The 20198-nt window shown below is 37.3% G+C and carries 10 protein-coding genes; 4 read left to right on the top strand and 6 right to left on the bottom strand.

What is annotated here, in order from left to right; genetic code table 11:
- The first annotated feature begins 13 nt into the window (after nucleotides 1–13).
- Nucleotides 14–217 (top strand): hypothetical protein, encoded by a 204-nt coding sequence (locus NAT47_RS04730; RefSeq protein ID WP_250580803.1) that lies wholly within the window; start codon nucleotides 14–16, stop codon nucleotides 215–217.
- A 64-nt stretch (nucleotides 218–281) separates the two neighbouring features.
- On the opposite strand, the gene NAT47_RS04735 is transcribed toward NAT47_RS04730, so the two are convergent.
- From NAT47_RS04735 to NAT47_RS04760, 6 genes are all read right to left on the bottom strand, one after another.
- A complete protein-coding gene (locus NAT47_RS04735; RefSeq protein ID WP_250580809.1) occupies nucleotides 282–2645 on the bottom strand; it encodes a GumC family protein in 2364 nt (787 codons plus the stop codon).
- 2 nt (nucleotides 2646–2647) lie between these two features.
- Nucleotides 2648–3412, bottom strand: coding sequence for a polysaccharide biosynthesis/export family protein (locus NAT47_RS04740; protein ID WP_250580811.1), 765 nt, complete (start codon nucleotides 3410–3412; stop codon nucleotides 2648–2650).
- A gap of 60 nt (nucleotides 3413–3472) precedes the next feature.
- Entirely contained in the window at nucleotides 3473–5383 is a 1911-nt protein-coding gene (locus tag NAT47_RS04745) for a polysaccharide biosynthesis protein (RefSeq protein WP_408610593.1), read from the bottom strand.
- A 48-nt stretch (nucleotides 5384–5431) separates the two neighbouring features.
- On the bottom strand, nucleotides 5432–6568 hold the full coding sequence (locus NAT47_RS04750; RefSeq protein ID WP_250580813.1) for a DegT/DnrJ/EryC1/StrS family aminotransferase: 1137 nt from the start codon (nucleotides 6566–6568) through the stop codon (nucleotides 5432–5434).
- Between the two features lie 104 nt (nucleotides 6569–6672).
- Nucleotides 6673–7407 carry a tyrosine-protein phosphatase gene (locus NAT47_RS04755; protein ID WP_250580814.1) on the bottom strand — a complete coding sequence of 245 codons (735 nt, stop codon included), beginning with the start codon at nucleotides 7405–7407 and terminating at the stop codon, nucleotides 6673–6675.
- A gap of 31 nt (nucleotides 7408–7438) precedes the next feature.
- Nucleotides 7439–9310: a tetratricopeptide repeat protein gene (locus NAT47_RS04760; RefSeq protein WP_250580815.1), complete on the bottom strand. Its 1872-nt coding sequence runs from the start codon at nucleotides 9308–9310 to the stop codon at nucleotides 7439–7441.
- A 546-nt stretch (nucleotides 9311–9856) separates the two neighbouring features.
- Here NAT47_RS04760 and NAT47_RS04765 point away from each other — a divergent pair.
- From NAT47_RS04765 to NAT47_RS04775, 3 genes are all read left to right on the top strand, one after another.
- Nucleotides 9857–14374: a T9SS type A sorting domain-containing protein gene (locus NAT47_RS04765; protein WP_250580816.1), complete on the top strand. Its 4518-nt coding sequence runs from the start codon at nucleotides 9857–9859 to the stop codon at nucleotides 14372–14374.
- Nucleotides 14359–14601, top strand: coding sequence for a hypothetical protein (locus NAT47_RS04770; protein ID WP_250580817.1), 243 nt, complete (start codon nucleotides 14359–14361; stop codon nucleotides 14599–14601). The genes NAT47_RS04765 and NAT47_RS04770 overlap by 16 nt, the downstream gene beginning before the upstream one ends.
- A 231-nt stretch (nucleotides 14602–14832) precedes the next feature.
- A complete protein-coding gene (locus tag NAT47_RS04775) occupies nucleotides 14833–20145 on the top strand; it encodes a hypothetical protein (RefSeq protein WP_250580818.1) in 5313 nt (1770 codons plus the stop codon).
- The last annotated feature ends 53 nt before the right edge of the window (nucleotides 20146–20198 follow it).

A 20198-nucleotide genomic window follows, 5' to 3' on the forward strand; every position in this document is an offset into this window, starting at 1 on the left:
ATGGTATTTGAATATGATTGTTAAGTCCCCTATTTTTAAAAGATGTATTTTCTTTATTTTCTTTTTTAGTTCCTTTATCTATTCTCAGCCTGTAGATTCTGGAGATGATGTGCAAGATGTTCCGACAGCAGCACCAATTGCTGATTGGCTCTATCCTGTTTTGTTCTTAGGATGGCTTTATATGTTTTTTAGGTATAAGAAGTTTGTGAAATACTAATTTTTTGCTTTTGTATATATATTAAAAAAGTCTGCTTAACTAGCAGACTTTTTTGTTTTTGGATTTATAATTTAAGCATTTTTTTCCACCATGGTTTTTGTTCTACTTCGACGCCGTAACCGTATCCGTACCCATAGCCGTATCCGTATCCGTAACCTTTTTGTATGTTGGTATCGTTTACCAAGATGGAAAGGTTTGGAAGTTTTTTCTGGACGTATAATTGTTGGGGCAGTGCTAGCATTGCTTTTTCTAAGAAGTTGGCTCTTGTAATGTACACAAAGGCATCTGCATGGTGGGCTATTAATAGCGTATCGGTAACTAAGCTTACCGGTGCGGTATCTACAATTACGTAATCAAAATCGTGTTTTACGGCATCGAACAATTCGTTTACTTTTTTACCCATTAATAATTCGGCTGGGTTTGGAGGGATGATTCCTCCTGGCAACACATAGAAGTTTTCGTAGTTTTCTATTTTTACTAAGTAGTCTTTGTACGATTTATTTGTTTTATCCGATAAGAAATTTGTAACCCCTCTCTCTGGAACGTTTAGGTAACTGTCAATTTTAGGATTTCGAATGTCCATACCAATTAACAGTACTTTTTTCTCAGAAAGTGCCATAGTAGCTGCTAAATTCACGGAAATAAATGTTTTTCCTTCTTTTGGGAAAGTGGAAGTAACAAATATTAGCTTTGCCCTGTCGTTAGGCACTTCTGTTAGCAAAAAGTTCAGATTGGTTCGTATGATGCGAAGTGCTTCCGCTGTATTGGTTCTGCTGTTTGCTTCTACTAAAAGAGCTTCATCGTCTGCCGCATGAGGTACATCTCCTACGATTGGTATCGTCGTATTTTTTTCGATATCTTCTCTAGATTTTATTTTAGTGTCCATCAGTTGAATTATGTATATGACAGCGGCAGGTAGTAATAATCCTAGTACAAAAGCTGCTAGATAAATAATTTGTTTTTTTGGAGCAATTGGATTGGTATACGCAAGCGCCTTGTCAATCACCTTTGCGTTGGGTTCCGTTGCGGCTAAACTGATTTCTGTTTCTTCTCTTTTTTGAAGTAAATAGGAGTAGATTGCATCTTTGATGCTTTGTTTTCTAAAGATTTCTTTGAATACTTTTTCTTGAGTGGGCGCATTAGCTAATTTACCTGAAAGTAAGCTTCTTTGAGCGTCTAAATCTCTTTTGACAATGTTGTAATTTACAAGTGATTGTTTAAGACTAGCTTCTATATTAGCTTTTAGTGCTTCTATTTTTTGTTCAAGTTGTACTATTACACTGTTTTTTGGCCCCGCACTTTTTAATTGCTTGGTGCGCATTAATACCAATTGGTTGTATTCTTCAATTAGTGGTGATGCGGTCTCTTCCGTAGATAAAATGTTAGCGGGTAATAAGTCTTCTACATCAGCTTGCTTTACGTACTGTTGTAACGTTTTTATGATGTTGATTTTTGTTTCGTTTTCAATGGCGCTTTTTTCAAACGCACTAGCATTTTCGCGAAACAGTGAAGCTTCTGTTTCGATGTCCATTAACTTGTTTTCTTTTTTGAAGCTTTCTACTTCGTTTTCCACATCGCTAAGTTCTTTGGCTAATAAATTTAATCGATCTTCGATGAAACGCGATGTTTTTTGCGCTACGAAACGTTTGTCTTCAATGGCGTCTTGGTTGTAGTTTTTAATTAAGGTGTTTAAGATGTCTTCCGCTTTTTCGGGTACTTCATCTGTAAGGGTTAGTTCTAAAATGCTTGTGTTTTTTCCTAGAATTGCGGTATTTAAGCTTCCTCTATATTTGCCAATTAAATTTTTTGTAGGTTGGAAATTTACTTTGAATTCGAAGTTTTTATTGTAATTTTTACCTGCTTTTTTTTGGACCATTATTTTTCCAAAGGGTAGAGTTATGGTTTCTAGGTATCCATATTCACCCATTGTATTCTGATTGTTGTCTACTATTTTGAATTTTTCGTTGTTACTGCTTTCTATTATGATACTTCCGGCTTTTTCTTTGTCATTTGGAATCCAAACAATTTCAATTGGAGTATTTTTATAGACGTCTGATGTTTTAATTTTTCCATTTCTTAAATAGGAAACGTTTAGATTTAGATCTTTAATTGTTTTTTCCATCAGAGTTCGGGAGCGTAACACTTCAATTTCATTTTCCACGTTGTTTTTTATTCCCGACATTTTGGTAAGTTCTGAAAAAGTAGCTAATTCTGAGGACATGCCGCCTCTTTTGTCATCTTTTACTTGTATAGTAGCACTTGCCTGGTATATAGGTGTGGCATATCTCAAATAGATATAAGCAATAGTAAGCCCTACAAATACTGAGATTACAAATGCTTTCCAATGGATTAGGTAAGGCCAAAGTATGGCTTTTACATCGATATTTTCTGTTTGGTTTTGAATAGGATTTATATTTTGCGATTCCATTATTATCTGATTGTTAACGAGATGATTCCGATTAGTAGTGATAAAGCTGTAAGTCCTACGGTTAAATTAGGTCCCACACCTGAACTGTTGATTTTTGTTTTGTTAGGTTCCACGTATAATACATCATTTTGTACTAAATAGTAAAAAGGAGAGTTGATTAAGTTGGGATCTCTTAAATCTAAACGTTGGGTTATGCTTTGTCCGTTTTGTTCTCTAATCAATAATATATTATCTCTTTTTCCTTGAATTCCTAAGTCGCCTACCATACCTAGTGCTTCTAGTACAGTTATTCTTTCACTTGTCACGTTAATAGTTCCAGGGCGCATTACTTCACCAAGAACGGTAACTTTAAAATTTTGTATGCGAATGTCAACTTTTGCATCCGACACATGCTCTTTTAAAATATTTTGGATTTTTTCTTGTGCTTCTAAACGGGTTAATCCTCCAATATTAATATTTCCTAAAATAGGGAAGTTGATTTCTCCTTTTTTATCAATTAAATATGTCATTTGACGTTGTTGTTGTCCTCCTCCAGCATCTGATAACACATTAAGCGTTTTTAGATTATAAGGCAATGTAATCTCAGGATTTTCTGAAGTCACCACTATTAAAAGTATATCATCAGGTTGTAATTTAATCTCTACATTTTTTATAGTAGTATTGCTGTTGTTGATACCGTTTAGGTATACTATTTTAGATTTCGATACACAGCCTGTTAGGAGTACTCCTACGAATAGACTAGTTAATAATACGATTTTAGTTCTCACGTTTTTATGTTTTTGGGCAAATATAGTTATTCTAATTTAGTTTTCTTGTTTGGCTGCCATTCAGTTGTCTAATACTTCATAGTTGGAGTTTAAGCTTTTGAATTCTGGTACAATTTGTTTCATTAGGCTTACTATTTCCATATTGTTTTCGTTGTTTTTGGCTTTTTTCATTACCTCTTTGATTAAGGTATCGGTGTGTGAAAAATCATAGTCGCATTCTGTTGCCACCATGATTTTTTCATGATGAGTAGGTAAGGTTTTGGATTTGTCGTTTAGTAATTCTTCGTATAGTTTTTCTCCAGGTCTCAAACCAATTTCTTTGATGTCGATGTCTTTATAGGGTACATAGCCTCCTAACTGGATCATTTTTTTGGCTAAGTCGATAATTTTCACGGGTTCTCCCATATCGAAAATGTAGATTTCACCGCCATTTCCTATGGCTCCTGCTTCTAATACCAATTGACAAGCTTCTGAGATGGTCATGAAGTAGCGGATGATTTCTGCATGGGTTAAGGTAACGGGACCTCCGTTTTCAATTTGTTGTTTGAATAGTGGGACTACTGATCCATTTGACCCTAATACGTTTCCAAATCTTGTAATAATGAATTTTGTTTTTTGTTGGTCCTGTGATTTTTGATGTAGGTTTTGAATGTAAATTTCGGCAATTCGCTTGCTAGCCCCCATGACATTGCTTGGGTTGACAGCTTTGTCTGTAGAGATCATTACAAAGTTTTTCACTCCGTATTTTAGTGCTGTATCGGCTACATTTTTAGTTCCTATTACATTGGTTTCGATTGCCTGGCTAGGGTTTTCCTCCATTAACGGCACGTGTTTGTAAGCTGCTGCATGAAAAACGAATTCTGGTTGGTAGTTCGCAAAAATGGTATCCATCACCTTTTTGTTTCGGATATCAGCTACTATACTCACCACATTGGTTTCGCCGTTTTTTTCTAATTCTAATCTCAAGCTGTGTAGTGGTGTTTCCGCTTGGTCGATCAGGATAATTTTATTGGGATGGTAGTTTGCAACTTGCCTTACGATTTCACTTCCTATTGATCCGGCGGCGCCAGTTATTAGAATGGTGTTGTTTGTGATTTTATTAGAAATCAATTTGTTGTCTAGCAAAATGGGTTTTCGGTTTAGCAAGTCTTCAATTTCGAAGCTTTGGATTTTTTTCGAAATTTCGCTTTTGTTTCCCCAGTCGCTGATTAGTTGTACGCGGTATACTTTGATGTTGTTTTGTAGGCAGTCATCTATTATTTCTATTTTCTTTTCGTGTGCCAAGTTTTTGTCTGCTATGATGATTGCTTTTACATTTAAGACTTTAAGTATGGTACACGGTTTTTTTGTTGTATATAAAATAGGGAGTCCCAAGATTCTTTTGGTAACACCGAAACGGTTAAGAGGTTGCGCAATTTCCATGAATCCTACCATTTTGAAGCGGGCAGGACTTTCCGCTTGTAAAGAGTTGGCTATAGCGATGGCATTAGCATCTGTACCAAGTATTACCGTTGGAATTAGGTCTTTTGTTTGGATGTTATCCATTAAGGTTTCAAAAACATATTTGGTTGTGATTCTGAATAAAAATAAGAACGTAAAAGTTAGAATTGCATTTAGGATTAATCCTGGAAATAGGAAAATTTTCTCCCCAACAACGAATAAAGAAGTTATGTTAAGGATGGTTATGATTAAAAATGAGGTTCCAGTAGAAAGCACCAATTTAATAGCGTCTAACATACTTGAATGGCGAATAATTCCTGAATACGTTTTATATATGTAAAAACAAAAAATATTTACTACGACTACTATTGAATATCTTTCCATAGGGGATAAGACATCGTAGAAATTTGAAGTTAAACTTTTCAGTAGGCTATAGGTAAGCACATTTGCTGCTATTAAGAGCACTACATCGATAAAAAAGATGACCCATCTCGGTGTGTATCCGAAGGGGAACATTTTTTTGTTTATCATGAGCTGACTAAAACTATCAACGATTTTTTTCAAAGTTGCGCTTTTTAATTATTTGTTTTTTAAATATTTCAAGATAGCGTTTTGTATGCGTTCTCTGTCTTGATTGGTCAGGTTAGAACCTGAGGGCAAGCAAAGTCCTTTTGCAAAAAGATTTTCAGCCACTTTTTCGCCATAATACGGAAATTGATGAAACACAGGCTGTAAATGCATGGGTTTCCATAGAGGTCGGGATTCGATATTTTCTTGTTCTAAGGCCAATCGTAATCCTTCTCTTTCCTCTTCCGAGTTCATTATGATGGCGCTTAGCCAATGATTAGAGAAATAATCGGAAGACGGTTCTTTTAGTAGCGTTATCCCCTCGTAAGGTTTAAAAAGTTCGTCATAAAACGCCTGCATGGTTCTTCGTTGCGATACCCGTTGGTCTATTACTTCCATTTGTCCTCTTCCAATTCCAGCGCAGATGTTGCTCATACGGTAATTATACCCTATTTCTGAATGTTGGTAATGCGGTGCATTGTCTCTGGATTGTGTTGCGAAGAATACCGCTTTATCTTTGGTTTCTTTGTTTGGACATACTAAAGCACCTCCACCTGATGTGGTAATGATTTTATTTCCGTTAAACGACAATATTCCAAAGGTTCCCAAGGTACCACACTTTTTCCCTTTGTAGGTACTTCCTAATGCTTCTGCGCTATCTTCTATTAGTGGGATTTCATATTTATTCGCTATTGCAGTTAGTGTTTCAGCGTTGAATGGCATACCGTATAAGTGAACCGCTATGATGGCTTTCGGTTTTTTGCCTTTTTGGATTCTGTCTTGAATGGCGTTTTCTAGTGCTATAGGGCAGATGTTCCATGTACTTTCTTCGCTGTCGATGAAAATTGGTGTAGCTCCTTGGTACAGAATAGGGTTGGCCGAAGCGGAAAAGGTTAGGCTTTGGCAAAGCACTTCATCACCTGCTTTTACGCCTGCTAAAATTAAGCTAAGGTGAATGGCTGCTGTTCCTGAGCTTAGAGCAGCAATTTCTTTTGGGGTATTTAGGTATTTTTTTATGTCTTCTTCAAAACCTGTTACGTTAGGCCCAAGCGGTGCAATCCAATTGTCTTGAAATGCTTCCTGTATGTATTTTTGTTCGTTCCCGCCCATGTGCGGAGAAGAAAGCCATATTTTCGTAGTGTTTGACATTGTAGATTTCAAATTTTTGCAAAAGTATTTAAAAGATGTTGTACTAGCTATTATTTTCGTTTAAATGCGTTGGTTTATCGGTGAATGTCCCCCTTTGAGGGACATTATTTGAAACGTATGTTCTGTTTCATTACGTTTTCAAGTTTGTTTTTTTCTTTGCACAATACCTTGTTGTGGAATGCGTCTAGGTGTTTTTTATGATGCATGTCTGATCCTGCAAAATCATACCCGTCGTTTTTTAACAAGAAATCTGCCGTTTCCAATACCTCTTTGCCGTAGTATCCTACGGTCGCTAACAGGTTCAATTGGAACAAGCATCCTGCTTTTTTAAGTCTAGCATATTCTTCTTTTTTGTTAAAAAAATACGCATAGCGTTCTGGGTGTGCTAGAACGGGTTTGTAACCTTTAAGTTGTAATTCGAATAGGTAGTCGTATAATTGAATTGGTGCACTAATAAACGACAATTCTACCAATACCAGATTGTCTTTTAGCGTTAAGAGTTCGCCTTTATTGGCTGCCTCTATACAATTTTCATCTAATAGGTATTCAGATGCGGCTTGAAGTTTCGTCTTGTTGGCTAGATCTGGTAGTTCTTTTTTTACCAAATGGTATGCTTCTGTAATTGTTTCTGGAGTATTTGCCCATACCCCTGACATCGTATGAGGTGTCGTGATTACTTTTTCAAAACCAAGTTGAAGCATAGATTCCAATAAGAATTGGGTATCCTTCATCTCTTTCGCTCCATCATCAATTCCGGGCAGCATGTGCGAGTGAATGTCAACGAATTCCTTTGGAATTAGTTCGGCTAATGAGGGCTTACTTTTCAAGATTGAAAACATAATTTACAATTCTAATTTGGTTACACGATACTTATTGATTTTTATTCAAATTGTTTTCATGGTATTTGTTGTTCAATTCCATAAGCCAATTTCGTAAATCGGTATGTTGGTTCAGTTTCAGTTTTTTTTGTAGGCGGTATTTTTTTGTAAAAACACTTTCCACGTTGATTTGAAGGATGCTTGCTATTTCTTTTGAGCTTAAGTTCATTTTCAGCAAACTACAAAATTCTAAATCCCCTTGTGTTAAAAATGGGTACATTTGTGAGAGGTGATTGATAAAATCAGCGTCTAGCGTATTGATTTTTTCTACAATTTTTTTCCAATATCCTTTGTTAGGGTGTCTTTTTTTGAGTTCTGCGATAGCTTGTTTGTTTTTGTTTGCTTCTATTAATTCCAAGATATGCGAAACCGTTTCCTCTTTTTCAATGGTTATGGCTGTAAGTTCAATAATTTCCCTTTCTTGTTGCTTGATTCGGTTTTTTTCTGCTTCGCTGTCTTTTGTAGCGTTTGCTAATTGTTCTTTAATTAAATTTTTTTCAAGCTCAGCAGCTTTTAATTTTTCTTTGTTGTATTTGTTTTTGAAGCTTTTCCAGATTAAGAATAGAATTAAAATTGCGATGATTAACAAGCTGGCTAGAATTGTTTTTATTGATTTTGATTTTTCAATATTTAATTTTTGTGCCAAGATGGTGTTTTCTTGTTTTTTTAATTTCAATTCGTATTGTGTTTGAATTGCTATGGTTTCTACGAAATTGTTTCGATTTGCGATAGAATCTTTTAATTTTTCTACGGCATCGAAATGGTTGAAATAGTTGGTAATGTTGCCTTTTCTTTTAGCTACTTTAGCAATGGTTTTGTGGTAGTGCAATTGCACGTCGAGGGGAGCTACTTTGAGTATTTCTTGAAATTCTTTTTTTTCGGCTATTTTTAACCAATTTTCCAAGAAAGGCGAATTTACTTCCATGGCTTTTTCGGCAAAAACACAGAAGCTGTGTACGCCATTTGGGATTTGATTTGCCAATGCAATTTCAAGGTTTTTTTGATATTCTTCCTGTGCTTTTTGCCATTGGTTCATTTCCAAATAGGTGTTCCCTTTGATGTCGTGCAGGTATTGGTTGTAGATGTTGTTGTTGAATTTGATCAATCCTTTTTCGGCAATTGCTATATTTTTTAATACCTCGTTGTATTTCTTTTGTTTAAGTAGCGATTCTGATTTGGATATTAGGGTTAAGTAGTAGGCATCTAGTCGTTCCTTTTTCTTCATTATGGGAAGTACTGAATTGAATAAATCAATAGCAAAATCGTAATTGCCCATTTTGTTGTATAGGTTTCCTAATTTTTGCTTTTCGATTGCGGTGTATATTTCGTATTCTTTTGGGGCTTTTTCCCAATATTCAATACTTTCAATGAGATATTTGACGGCATTTTTATAAGAACCATATGCGCTGTAACAAGTGGCGTAGTGACCGTAAACCAGTGCTATTAGATTGTTCTTTTTCGTTGTTTTAGCAAGGTTAAGCGCTTCTTGGGTTGTGTTAATAGATTCCTCTATTTGATTCATCTTGTGGTACACAATCGCAATGTTGTTGAGCGTTTTGACTTGTCTTTCTACGTCGAGGCCAAAAAAGGGCAACGCTTTTTTAAAATGTTCAAGAGATTTTTTGTTGTTGCCCAATACCCCATAATAGATTCCTTTTGCATTCAGTACTAGTCCATAGATAGAATCTTTATTTTCAACTGTAATTTTTTCGTAGGCATCCAGTTTCTTTTTGGCAAGTTGTGGATTGGTAAAGATTTCTTGGAATGCTTTCTGCGTGTCCTCAAATGTCACTTTGTTTTGAGCTTGCAAGGTGGATGCCAAAAAGAAGATGTAAAGAGAAGTTAGATTTTTTTTTAGCGTCATATCATTAAAGTCATTATTTTTTTTGAATTTTACGGTTTTAGAAGGCTTTTACTAGAGCGGAGGTAACCTTTTCATTATTCTTTTTTTGCGTGCTTTTTTTTGTTGCTTTCTTTTGAATTTTGATGCTAAATTATAGGGTTTTTGATTTAAAAAAAAATTTTTCTTTTTTAAAAAAATCTATTGTTAGTGCTTTTTAAATCTTTTGTCTGTGTTTCCAACCCTTAATAACTAGACAAATATTAGACAAAAAAAGCTAAATTATTGTAATTCAGTATTATATTTTCTGTTTTACTTCCTTTTTATTTTGTTTCCGTCTAAGTTTTGTCTATTCTGATTTTTACGTCTCTCAATTTTCTTGTTTTACCTTTGTATTGTTAAATTAAAAATTGGTGAGAATGATTTAAAGTTTGCTTTTGCTGCTTCAATTTCCTTTTTTCAAGTTTTTTTTAACTGTTTTTTTAATTTTTTATTACGATTTAATTTATTCTACTTTGTATGTTTTTTAAAAAAAGTTTTCTTTTATTATCGTTTTTAAGTAGTCTTTTTTTGTCAGCTCAGACTCCAGGTACTTTGTACCAAAGAGTTCAGGGAGTTTTGGGGCAGCAGGTTTTGGATCCTAACAATGATGGGTTTGTATCTGTAACCTCTGCTGGATTTCCCGTGGGTGGCACAGATTATGGAACCAATAGTGAATTAAAGATGATTGGGTTGCCAAGTTTGGTTGATGAACCTAATTCTGATTTGAACAATGGTAGTTCAGGAGGATTGACAGATTTGGTAAGTTCAACTGCGCCTAACACCTCTGTTTTTTTATTGGTTAAAAACGTGGATGGCCTTGATTATTTGGTTGTACGTTTCCGTGTAGGATCCATTGGGACTTCTGGAAAGGCTTATGCTTTGGTTTTTGACACCAATGGTACTTTGTCTGGTGCAAATCAAGGTTTTGAATTAGAAGTTTCTTTGCAAACGGGTAGTCAGAGTGGAGGTGTTTATGTACGTGACTATCGTGTTTCTACTACTCAGTCTTTTCCTATCAATACCTATTCCCAGCGTTCGGTTGCGTTGACAACTGTTAATGGTACACCGGATTATTTTATTGATTTTTTTGTTCCCTTAAGTGCTTTGGGCAATGTGAGTCAGGCTCGCATTGTTGCTGTTACTGGTAACAATTCTTCCTCTGTGTTATCATCGGGGGGTATTTCTGATATTCAAGGAGTGAATGACAGTAATTACGGTTGGAATTTGCCCGCTATTTTTACCGATTTGATTAGTTCATTTCCTTCAACTAATTTAGCTAATTTAACTTCGGATTTTAATGGTTCTACTTGGTTGATGCAGGCTTCTGTGCCTTCTGTTAATGATGGTGTTACGGTTACTTCTACTTCTATTTCGGGTACAAGTAAAGAGGCTACTGGTACTACTATAAAAGTTTATAAAAATGGTGTATTGTTGGGTACTACCACAGTAACGAATAACACCTGGAGCTTGACTGGTGTTACAGGTTTGGTTGCTGGTGATTTGATTACTGCTACAGCTACTGCTTTAGGTAAGAGCGTTTCGGGTGTTTCTAGTGCTATGATTGTTTCGGGAGCACAGCATTGTTTTTTAGAAGCTCCTGTGAATTTGGTTAGAAATAGTTCTGGTTCGAGTTATTATATCGAAGGATCTTGGTCTGGCACTATAGTTCCTACTGGTTCAAATATTAAAATCGAATTATTTACCCAGACAGGACCTGACGTAAACCAATTTACTTCTTTTACGCCTATGGCATCAGCTAATTCATTTGTTCAATCAAATGGGACATTCTCAATCTATGTTACAAATTCAAATACTATTTTTAATTCAAATAATTTCATTGCTAAAGCAACTCTTGTTTCTGGCGGTAGCATAATTTGTACATCAGCTTATTCTAATGTTTCTGTAAGAACTAATGGTAACGCCACTGCCAATGGATATATTACTCCAAAGCCAACAATAGTTACTACCCCTATTTATCAATCTGCTTCTTCTCAGCAAATTATAGTCTCAAACAATGGTGCTGATAAAGGTACTACTGTGAATGGTGTAGTTATTCCGGCGAATCCTGTAGACGCTATACTTATATTATATGTAAACGGAATAGAAGTTGCTCGAACAGCTTCAGTTGTAACTCCTAATGCAACGACTACTTTTACTGTATCTGGGTTAACAGAGGGTGATTTAGTAACGGCACGCGCACAAGGTGTAGTTACAGGAGCTTCTTATTGGTTGTCTTATGTGTCAAATATCGTTACTTCACAGCTTCAAACTCCAACCGCTAGCGTTACCCCTGAAATAACGGGTCCGTTATCATCAGGTTCAGGACGCACTATCTCAGGTTTTAGTTCTGAGGCACCTGGTACGGTTATCACGGTTTATAAAGGCGGTGTGGTTTTGGGTACTGCTACAGTATCAGCTTATGGTACTTGGTCGCTACCTAATGTTACATTGGCGCAGGGTGATTCTATTACGGCAACGGCTAAGGCTGTGGGTAAAACGGTTAGTAGTGCTACTTTGGCAGTAGTTGTTTTAGGTACTGCGCCGGCAGCACCAACTATTTCGAATGAATATGTAGCGGGTCAGACTACTATAACGGGTACTGGTGCTTCGGGTACTGTTCGTGTATATGTTGATGGAGTAGTCGTGGCTAGTCAAGCTACTACGGGTGCTTGGTCGGTTACGGTTTCATCCGATGTGTTGTTTAGAGGGGCTGTTATTACGGCTAAGAATGAATCGGGAGGTTTGTTGAGTGTGTCTTCAAATAGTAAAACGGTTACGGGTGTAGGAGGTTTTTGTATTGTTAAAGCAGATGGATCTCCTTTACCTACATCAATAAACTCAGGGGAAACTTTAGCAGTCAAAATTATTGCTATTCAAGGGATCACTTGTCCTGGAACCCCTTTTACTGGTTTTACGGGTACTGTTTCCCTTTCGAGTGCGGGTGTTTTGTATCCTACAGGTGTAACGTCTAATTTTGTGAATGGCGAGTTGGTTACCAATTTGACTTTTGGAGGTTTGGGTACCACTGCTATAACGGTTATGAATACAGATGATCCTACAGCCGTGGGTCAGGCTAGTCTTACTGTAGGAAATCCAGCTTTGTGGGTAGGAACTACAGATACTGATTTTAATAAAGCTACTAACTGGCAAAACAACTATGTGCCGGGTAATGGTGCTGCGATCACTTTTGCTGCTACTGTACAAAATGATTTGCATTTGAATGGTGTTCGTGTTTTTGGTACTTTGGATTTTAATTCTAATGCACATTCCTATAAAGTGTTTGTAGGTGCTACTGATGCTTTGACTTTGCAAGGTACTATTGCTAATGCGTCTCCTCAAAAAGCAATTCAAACGGTTTCTGGTTCTCAAGTACATGTTTTGGGTTATGGTGCCGCTGGTGATTTGTATTTTGGGCCCAATAGTATTTTAGAACAATTTACTATGAATCGTTCAAGTTCTGGTGCGGTGGTTTTGAAAACTCCAATTCGAGTAGAAGGGAAATTGAATCTTACCCAAGGTACGGTTACCGTGGCAGCTCCTGATGGATTGATTACTTTAGCTTCTAGTGCTACTAGAACCGCGGTCGTTCCTTTTGTTAGTGGTGCTGTGGTGGGTAATGTTTGCGTAGAACGTTACATTCCTGCCAAACGTGCCTACCGTTTTTTGAGTCCGAGTGTCACTACTACCACTTCTATTCGTGCGAATTGGCAGGAAAACGGCAGTATTGTTCCCGGTTACGGTACTCATATTACGGGTCCAGGAGGTTCGTCTAATGGTTTTGATGATACGGCTACTAATAATAACTCTCTATTTGTATTTAATGAAGTTACAGGAGCTTGGGAAGCTGTTGCGAATACTAATGTTGCTACTTTGCAAGTGGGTAAAGGCTATCGTTTGATGGTTCGTGGCGACCGTACCATTAATATGACTACTAATACTCCCACGCCAACGCCTACCATTTTGCGGGCCACAGGAACTTTGTATACGGGTACTTATACGCCTTCATTAAATCAGAGTGCGGATGGTTATACTTTAGTGGGTAATCCTTATCAAGCCCCTATCGATATTAGTCAGGCTTTGGCTCTTGCTAATGCTAATATTACGGACCAAATTACGTATTGGGATCCGACTTTAAATACGAGAGGAGGATTTGTAACTCGAGTTATAAGTACCAATCAAAATTCTACAAATTCTAGTTTTACAGAAGTTTTACAACCGGGTCAGTCTGTTTTTTTGAAAAACAATTCGGCTACGAGTTCTCGTTCTTTGGCTGTTAAGGAGGCGCATAAGCGCGTGTTAGCGGGTCCTGCTAATTTATTTCGATCTGCAACAACTACTACTACAAGTTCTGCTTCAACGCTATCCTTATTAAAAGTAAAGCTTACTGTATTCTTAGACGATCAGTGGAAAGAAATTGATGGTGCGGTTACTTTGTTTGGTTCGCAATACAATGCACAAGTGGATAGTGATGATGCGAAGAAAATGAGTAATTTGGATGAAGAAGTAGGGTTTAAAGTGGGTAGTAATTCTTTAGCTTTCAATCTTCAACCGGTTCCTTTATCTTCTGATGAATTGCCTATAAGTTTATCTAAATGTCGTTTTTCAAATTACCGATGGGCTTTTGATTTGCAAAATTACAGTGGTCCAACCCCTTATTTGTTGGATGTGATGACGGGTACCTATACTGAAATTACACCTGCTACTGTAGTGCCTTTTACGGTTGATATTCAGCATTCCAGTTTGTACGCCAATCGTTTCAAAGTGGTGTTCTCTAATCAAACGTTGGGTACAGCTGATTATGGATTAGACCATGTGACTTTGTATCCGAATCCAGCAAAAGTTACTTCGGCTTTTCAACTCTATGGTGTTCAAGGTGCAGCAACCGTTCAATTGTTTAGTTTGTTAGGACAAGCGATTGCTGTTGATTTGCGTCAGGATGCTTCTGTGTTGTTTGTACAGCCACGCCAAGTACTAAATGCAGGCGTTTACATCGTAGTTGTGGCCCAAGATGGCAAAGTAAAAAGAATGAAATGGATAGTAGAATAATACTGAATTTAATGAAAAAGAGTGTAAAGAAAATCCTTTTTTTGGGATTTATGATGATGTCTTTATTTGTTCATGCGCAAGGTGATACGGGTTTTGACCCTGATGTAGATGATGTGGGTGGTCAGCCTGCACCTATAGATGCTTGGGTTATACCTGTTTTGGTGGTGCTGGTTGTTGGAATGGCTTTTTATTATAAGCGCATGGTATTTAGTAAAATAGAAAAATAGCATTACTATAAAACCTAAACGTTTTTTTTTACGTATCTAGGTAAAGCATTTTGCTATAAAGAGGTCATTTTTGGAGATTGGTTAGGGTATTAGTAAAAGAATACTTAAATCTTTCTTAAGATGCTCTTAAAATATTAAATTATAATGCATTAGTTAAGGTTTTCTCTTTAGGAAATCATTACCTTTGCACGCTCAATTTGAAAATTTACTTATAAGTTAAAATAAAAAAGTATGAATTTAAAAATGTTTGTTAGTTTTTCTCAACGTCGGTTGGTTTTTTCCATCTTGACACTTTTTTTAACATTTTTATTTGTAAATAAGGCGCATGCGCAGTACTCGGGTACAGGTACTTTTACTAAGATTGCATCTACGGCTGAATTAACGGATGGGTATTATGTGATTACTAATGCTAGTAGCACTAGAGCAATGAGTAATGTTCAAGGTATTGATGGATCAAATCAACCCGTTCTATTAACACAAGCGATCAATCCTTTATCTGGTGTTATTCAAAATCCATCCAATGCCATAGTTTGGCGTATTGAGACAAACGCTTCTGGTAAAACCATTTATTCTGAGTCAAGTGCTCGTTATTTAAATTACACTGGAACAAGTTGGGGAGTTAATCTAACTCCATCCATAACAAATAATTTTCAACGTTGGACTATTGCATATTCAGTTACAGAGGTTGTCATTCGAAATTTAGGAGATAATACAAATAGGTTAACTTACTTTGATTCGGCCACTCCTGATTTTAGCTATTATGATAATGGAGGTGAAGAAAATCTTCAGCTTTACAAAATGAATCCGTTAGCTAACCCCGCTACAAATATTACTTCAAACTCATTTACCGCTAATTGGCAACCGACTTTAGGAGCAACAAGTTACAGACTTGATGTAAGTACAACTCCTTTCATTAAAGCTAATATCATAGGTTGGTCTTTTCCTACTACAGGTACTGATGGGCCAGATATTACATCTACTAACAATACTGCAAATACATTAACAACTAATGCAGGTACAATTTCTACAGCCCCTGGTTTAACTTCTTCTGCAGCTTCTGTTGATCAGTGGAGTGGTGGTTCTGGTTCTGATTATTGGCAGATTCAAGTTAATACTCTAGGTCATTATAACATAACATTGAATGCTGTACAGTATTCCCAGGCAAATGGACCAAGAGATTTTATAGTACAATACAGAATTGGTACTGGCGGTACTTGGACTAACATACCTGGAGGTACAATTGTTGTTGGAAGTAATTACTCTCGTGGTGTTACAAATCTAAATTTGCCAAGTATTTGTGATAACAAAACATCAGTTTTTATTCGCTGGTTAATGAATTCTAATACTGCTGTAGATGGTAATTCTGTTCAAAACACAAGAGGATGGCCTTTTAATTATAATGGAGCCAGCAGAATTGACGATATAGTTTTACGTTCAGAAGTTATCCCTTCTTATGTTAATGGTTATCAGGATTTAAATGTTGGTAATGTAACTACATATAATGTTTCAGGTTTATCGTCTTCCACTACTTATTACTACAGAGTAAGAGCTGTTTATAATACATCAACTTCTCCTAATAGCAACGTTATACAAGTTAAAACCTACCAAGACATCAATATCGCCGATTTCCGTAGTCGTGCAACAGGGGATTACAGTACGGCTACTACATGGGAGTTCGATTCGGGTATTCCTACTGTGGGTTGGGTTATAGCCACACAGCCACCAGGTGCTAATAACAATGTATTAATTCAAGCACCGCATACGGTTACCATGACGGCTAATGCTTCATTTAATTCGGGTAAAACGCTTACGGTAAATGGTACATTAGCTACTGCTACTCATAGTATTACAGGTGCAGGGTCAATTACAGTGCCTTCTGGTGGTGTTGTAGCTTCAGGAAATTTGAGCGCTACAGATGCTTTCGCTGGAAGTTTAGCGGTTACGGGTGCTATTAACTTTCAAACAGGTTCCACTTTTGAGTTAAATGGTACAGCCAAACAGTATTTGGGTGCAAGAACTTTTTCAAATTTAAAAATTAGCAATACAACAGGAGTTAAAGCTTTAGGTAATTTAACGGTTGATGGAGAATTGTCTTTAGCTGCCAATCCTAACGATACAGATGGCGCTCTTGATATGGTAATTGACTATGGAACTTATGCTACCAATAAATATGGAACAGGAGATTATGCCAATAGTACTTTGGCTTTCAATAATTTAAATTCGTACATCCTTACCATGGGCGCTACCGCTACAACGGCAGGACCTGGTGATGTAACGGGTAAAATCCGTCGTACGACCATTGCAGATAATACGACGTATACTTTTGGAAACGTAAATACCCAATTGCGTTTTACTTCTGTTTCAGGCAGTGCTTTGCCTACTCAAATTACGGTTGTTGCGACACGCGGTGATCACGGAACGCATATTGATAATACAGGAGGTGTATTAATTAATGGATATACCGCTAATCGTAATACTTTGAAGCGTATGTATCAATTTTTGCGTACAGGAGGTTCCACTAACAGCCGTTTTACGTTGCGTATGGCGTATCAGGATGCCGAGTTAAATGGGAATACTAACGAAAGTAACTTGGTGACTTGGGATCACCATATACCTTATGGAGGAAGAACGCCTCACGAACATGGTAAAACGAGTTTTGATCCTACAGGAAATTGGGTAGAGTTAAGTAATCACTCGGTTTCTTATTTAGCTACAGAAGGCGATATAGCCTTTACGAAATATTGGATGCTTTCTACGAAAGAAACGATTTCGGATTATGTATGGACTGGTGCTGTTAGTTCGAGTTGGAATATTTTAACAAATTGGAGTGGGGGTAAGGTGCCAAATGATACTGCTGATGTACTTATTCCAGATGCTGCTATTACTAATAATGATCCTGTTATTACTACGGCTAGTGGTTATGGTATTTTAAATCCGTTACCTACTTTTATTGCGGGTGAAGTGCGTATGCGTTCGTTAGAGATTGCTACAGGTGGTCTTTTAACGGTACAAAATGGACAGGCGGCTAAGATTACCATTTATGGAGGTCCAAATGCCAACGGAGGAGGAATCAACTATGGTTCTTGGGATAATAAAGGGACTTTTGCTCCAGGGAATAGTAAAGTGATTTTTGATTATGATGCTACGGCTTCCGAGTCTACTATTTCGGGAACTACTCAGTTTTATGATGTAGAGATAGCTTCAGGTAAGAAAGCTACGCTACAGGCCGATGCACAAGTTTTGATTTCGAATGCACTTGTGAATAATGGTACTTTTGATGCGGCCTCTTTCCCTAACACCATTACTTATAACGGTACTACCGCGCAAACGGTGTTGCCAACTACCTACCGCAATTTAACTATTGCCAACGGAGTCAGTGCTACATTAGGCGGTAATGCCACGACATTAAATACGTTATCATTATCAGATAAGTTTTTAACCACAGGAAGTTTTAAAATGACGATGGGCACTTCGGGTGTTGTAAGTCGCACTACAGGATTTGTGAAAGGTACTTTAGAGAAACCGTTGGCTTCAACTCCAAGTTTGTTTGAGATTGGTACTACGGTGTATGCTCCTGTTACGGTTGCTTCTACGGGTCTTTCAGGTTCGGTTTTAGTGGCAGCAAAAGCTACTACAGGTACTCCTTCGCAAGGAAGTGTACTCAACGCGAGTGCTAAGTCGGATACCTATTGGACGTTAACGAAATCAGGTGCGGGAAGTATCACGAATTACACCGCAAGTTTTGATATTGCGAATACGACGAATACGGGAACGTTGAGCCGTTATAGAATTGCACACTGTCCTGCTTCGAGTTGGAACATATTACCCACCCCAACTATCGCAGGGACATTATATACGACTCCAACACGCACTACTTTTGGTGATTTTGAATTGGGAGAAGTAAAGAAAACCACATGGACTGGAAGTGCTTGGACACCTGTGTTGCCTGATATTTATACCGATGCTGAGATAGCGGGTCCCTATACAAGTGCAACGAATGGAGGTAGTTTTTCAGCCAATAGTTTAACTATAAATGCGGATCAAACGGTTGATATCACTGATGGATATGCTGTAACAGTAGCCAACGAGATTGTGAACAATAGTACTAGTAATGGTATAACCGTTCAAAATAATGCTAACTTATTACAGTTGAATGATGTGGTGAATTCAGGAATGATTACCGTGCGTAGAACATCAGCTCCTATGCTTCGTTTGGATTATACGTTTTGGTCGAGTCCGGTGTTGGGTCAGAATTTATATGCTTTTTCTCCTTTGACTTTATCCAATCGTTTTTATTTGTTTGATACGCCGACTAATTACTACAGTGCTGCAGGATTGAATTCCTCTACCACTTTTACTCCTGGGGTTGCTTATGTGATTCGTACTCCGAACAATCATTCGTCTACGACACCTACACCTTATAATGGGGTATTTACCGGTGTTCCTAATAATGGGAAATATACTTTTACTTTGAATTCTAGTAGTTATGGATACAATGGGGTAGGGAATCCTTATCCATCTCCGCTTGATGCTTCGAAGTTTGTGAATGACAATCCGGATATTGATGGAACTTTGTATTTCTTTGCTCATACGGGTACGGGAAATGCAGCGGGTCAGTTTGCTACTTGGACTCCTGGTTCAGGAGGTGTTGCGGCCACTACTCAAACGTCAGGTGCTGGAACAACGGTTAAGCCTAATGGAATCATACAAGTAGGGCAAGGTTTTGTAGTAAAGTCGCAACCAGCCGGTGGAACTGTGGTTTTCAATAATGAACAGCGCGTTGTTGATGCTAATAATCAGTTTTATCGTTCGGCTACACTTCCTTCTCATCCTTTTAGCACTACGTCTTCCATAGAACGTCACCGTATTTGGTTGAACTTGTCTTCTGTGAATGCAACTGGTGCTTTGGTTATGGAAAATCAAACTTTGGTTGCTTATGCACAGGGTGCAACTATTGGGGTAGATCGTGGTTATGATGGTTTGGTTTATAGTACTTATGGTACACAGTTAACTTCTAAGCTAGACAATCGCTATTATGTAGTTCAAGGTCGTCCGTTACCTTTTGATCGTTCGGATGTGGTGCCTTTAGCTTTTAAAGCGGGTGTTGCGGGTACTTTTGAAATTTCTATTGCTACTGTAGATGGTGTGTTTGCTGATCCAGCTCAAGCAGTTTATTTGCGTGATTTGACAACGGGTCTTTCTCATAACTTAAAAACTTCTCCCTATCGTTTTACCTCTGATGCAGGTTCTTTCGATACTCGTTTTGAGTTGTTTTATCCTAACATTTCATTAGGAGCCACTGATTTTGATGCTCCAGCTCCAGCGGTAGTGTATGTATCTAATGACGTGTTGCATATTGATTCGTTAGCCGATGCTTTGTCTGAGGTTCGTATTTTTGATTTGGCTGGTCGTTTGTTATTTGAGGCTTCCGATTTGGATACGATGCAGTTTCGCACCCAGTCGTTACCGTTACGTAATGAAGTTTATTTAATACAATATAAAACTATTCGTAACGTTGTGTTTACACAGAAAGTTATATATTAGCCCCACCAAATCTATATAAATTTTTTCTGGTTTTTTATGAATTTAAGTAGGAA

The sequence above is a fragment of the Flavobacterium fragile genome (genome assembly GCF_023634865.1).
GTDB lineage: Bacteria > Bacteroidota > Bacteroidia > Flavobacteriales > Flavobacteriaceae > Flavobacterium > Flavobacterium fragile.

Excerpts from the sequence above, each read along its gene's own strand:
- NAT47_RS04730 (WP_250580803.1), top strand. The coding sequence starts at position 14 with ATGATTGTTAAGTCCCCTATTTTTAAAAGATGTATTTTCTTTATTTTC.
- NAT47_RS04735 (WP_250580809.1), bottom strand. The coding sequence starts at position 2,645 with ATGGAATCGCAAAATATAAATCCTATTCAAAACCAAACAGAAAATATC.
- NAT47_RS04745 (WP_408610593.1), bottom strand. The coding sequence starts at position 5,383 with ATGATAAACAAAAAAATGTTCCCCTTCGGATACACACCGAGATGGGTC.
- NAT47_RS04750 (WP_250580813.1), bottom strand. The coding sequence starts at position 6,568 with ATGTCAAACACTACGAAAATATGGCTTTCTTCTCCGCACATGGGCGGG.
- NAT47_RS04755 (WP_250580814.1), bottom strand. The coding sequence starts at position 7,407 with ATGTTTTCAATCTTGAAAAGTAAGCCCTCATTAGCCGAACTAATTCCA.
- NAT47_RS04760 (WP_250580815.1), bottom strand. The coding sequence starts at position 9,310 with ATGACGCTAAAAAAAAATCTAACTTCTCTTTACATCTTCTTTTTGGCA.
- NAT47_RS04770 (WP_250580817.1), top strand. The coding sequence starts at position 14,359 with ATGGATAGTAGAATAATACTGAATTTAATGAAAAAGAGTGTAAAGAAA.
- NAT47_RS04775 (WP_250580818.1), top strand. The coding sequence starts at position 14,833 with ATGAATTTAAAAATGTTTGTTAGTTTTTCTCAACGTCGGTTGGTTTTT.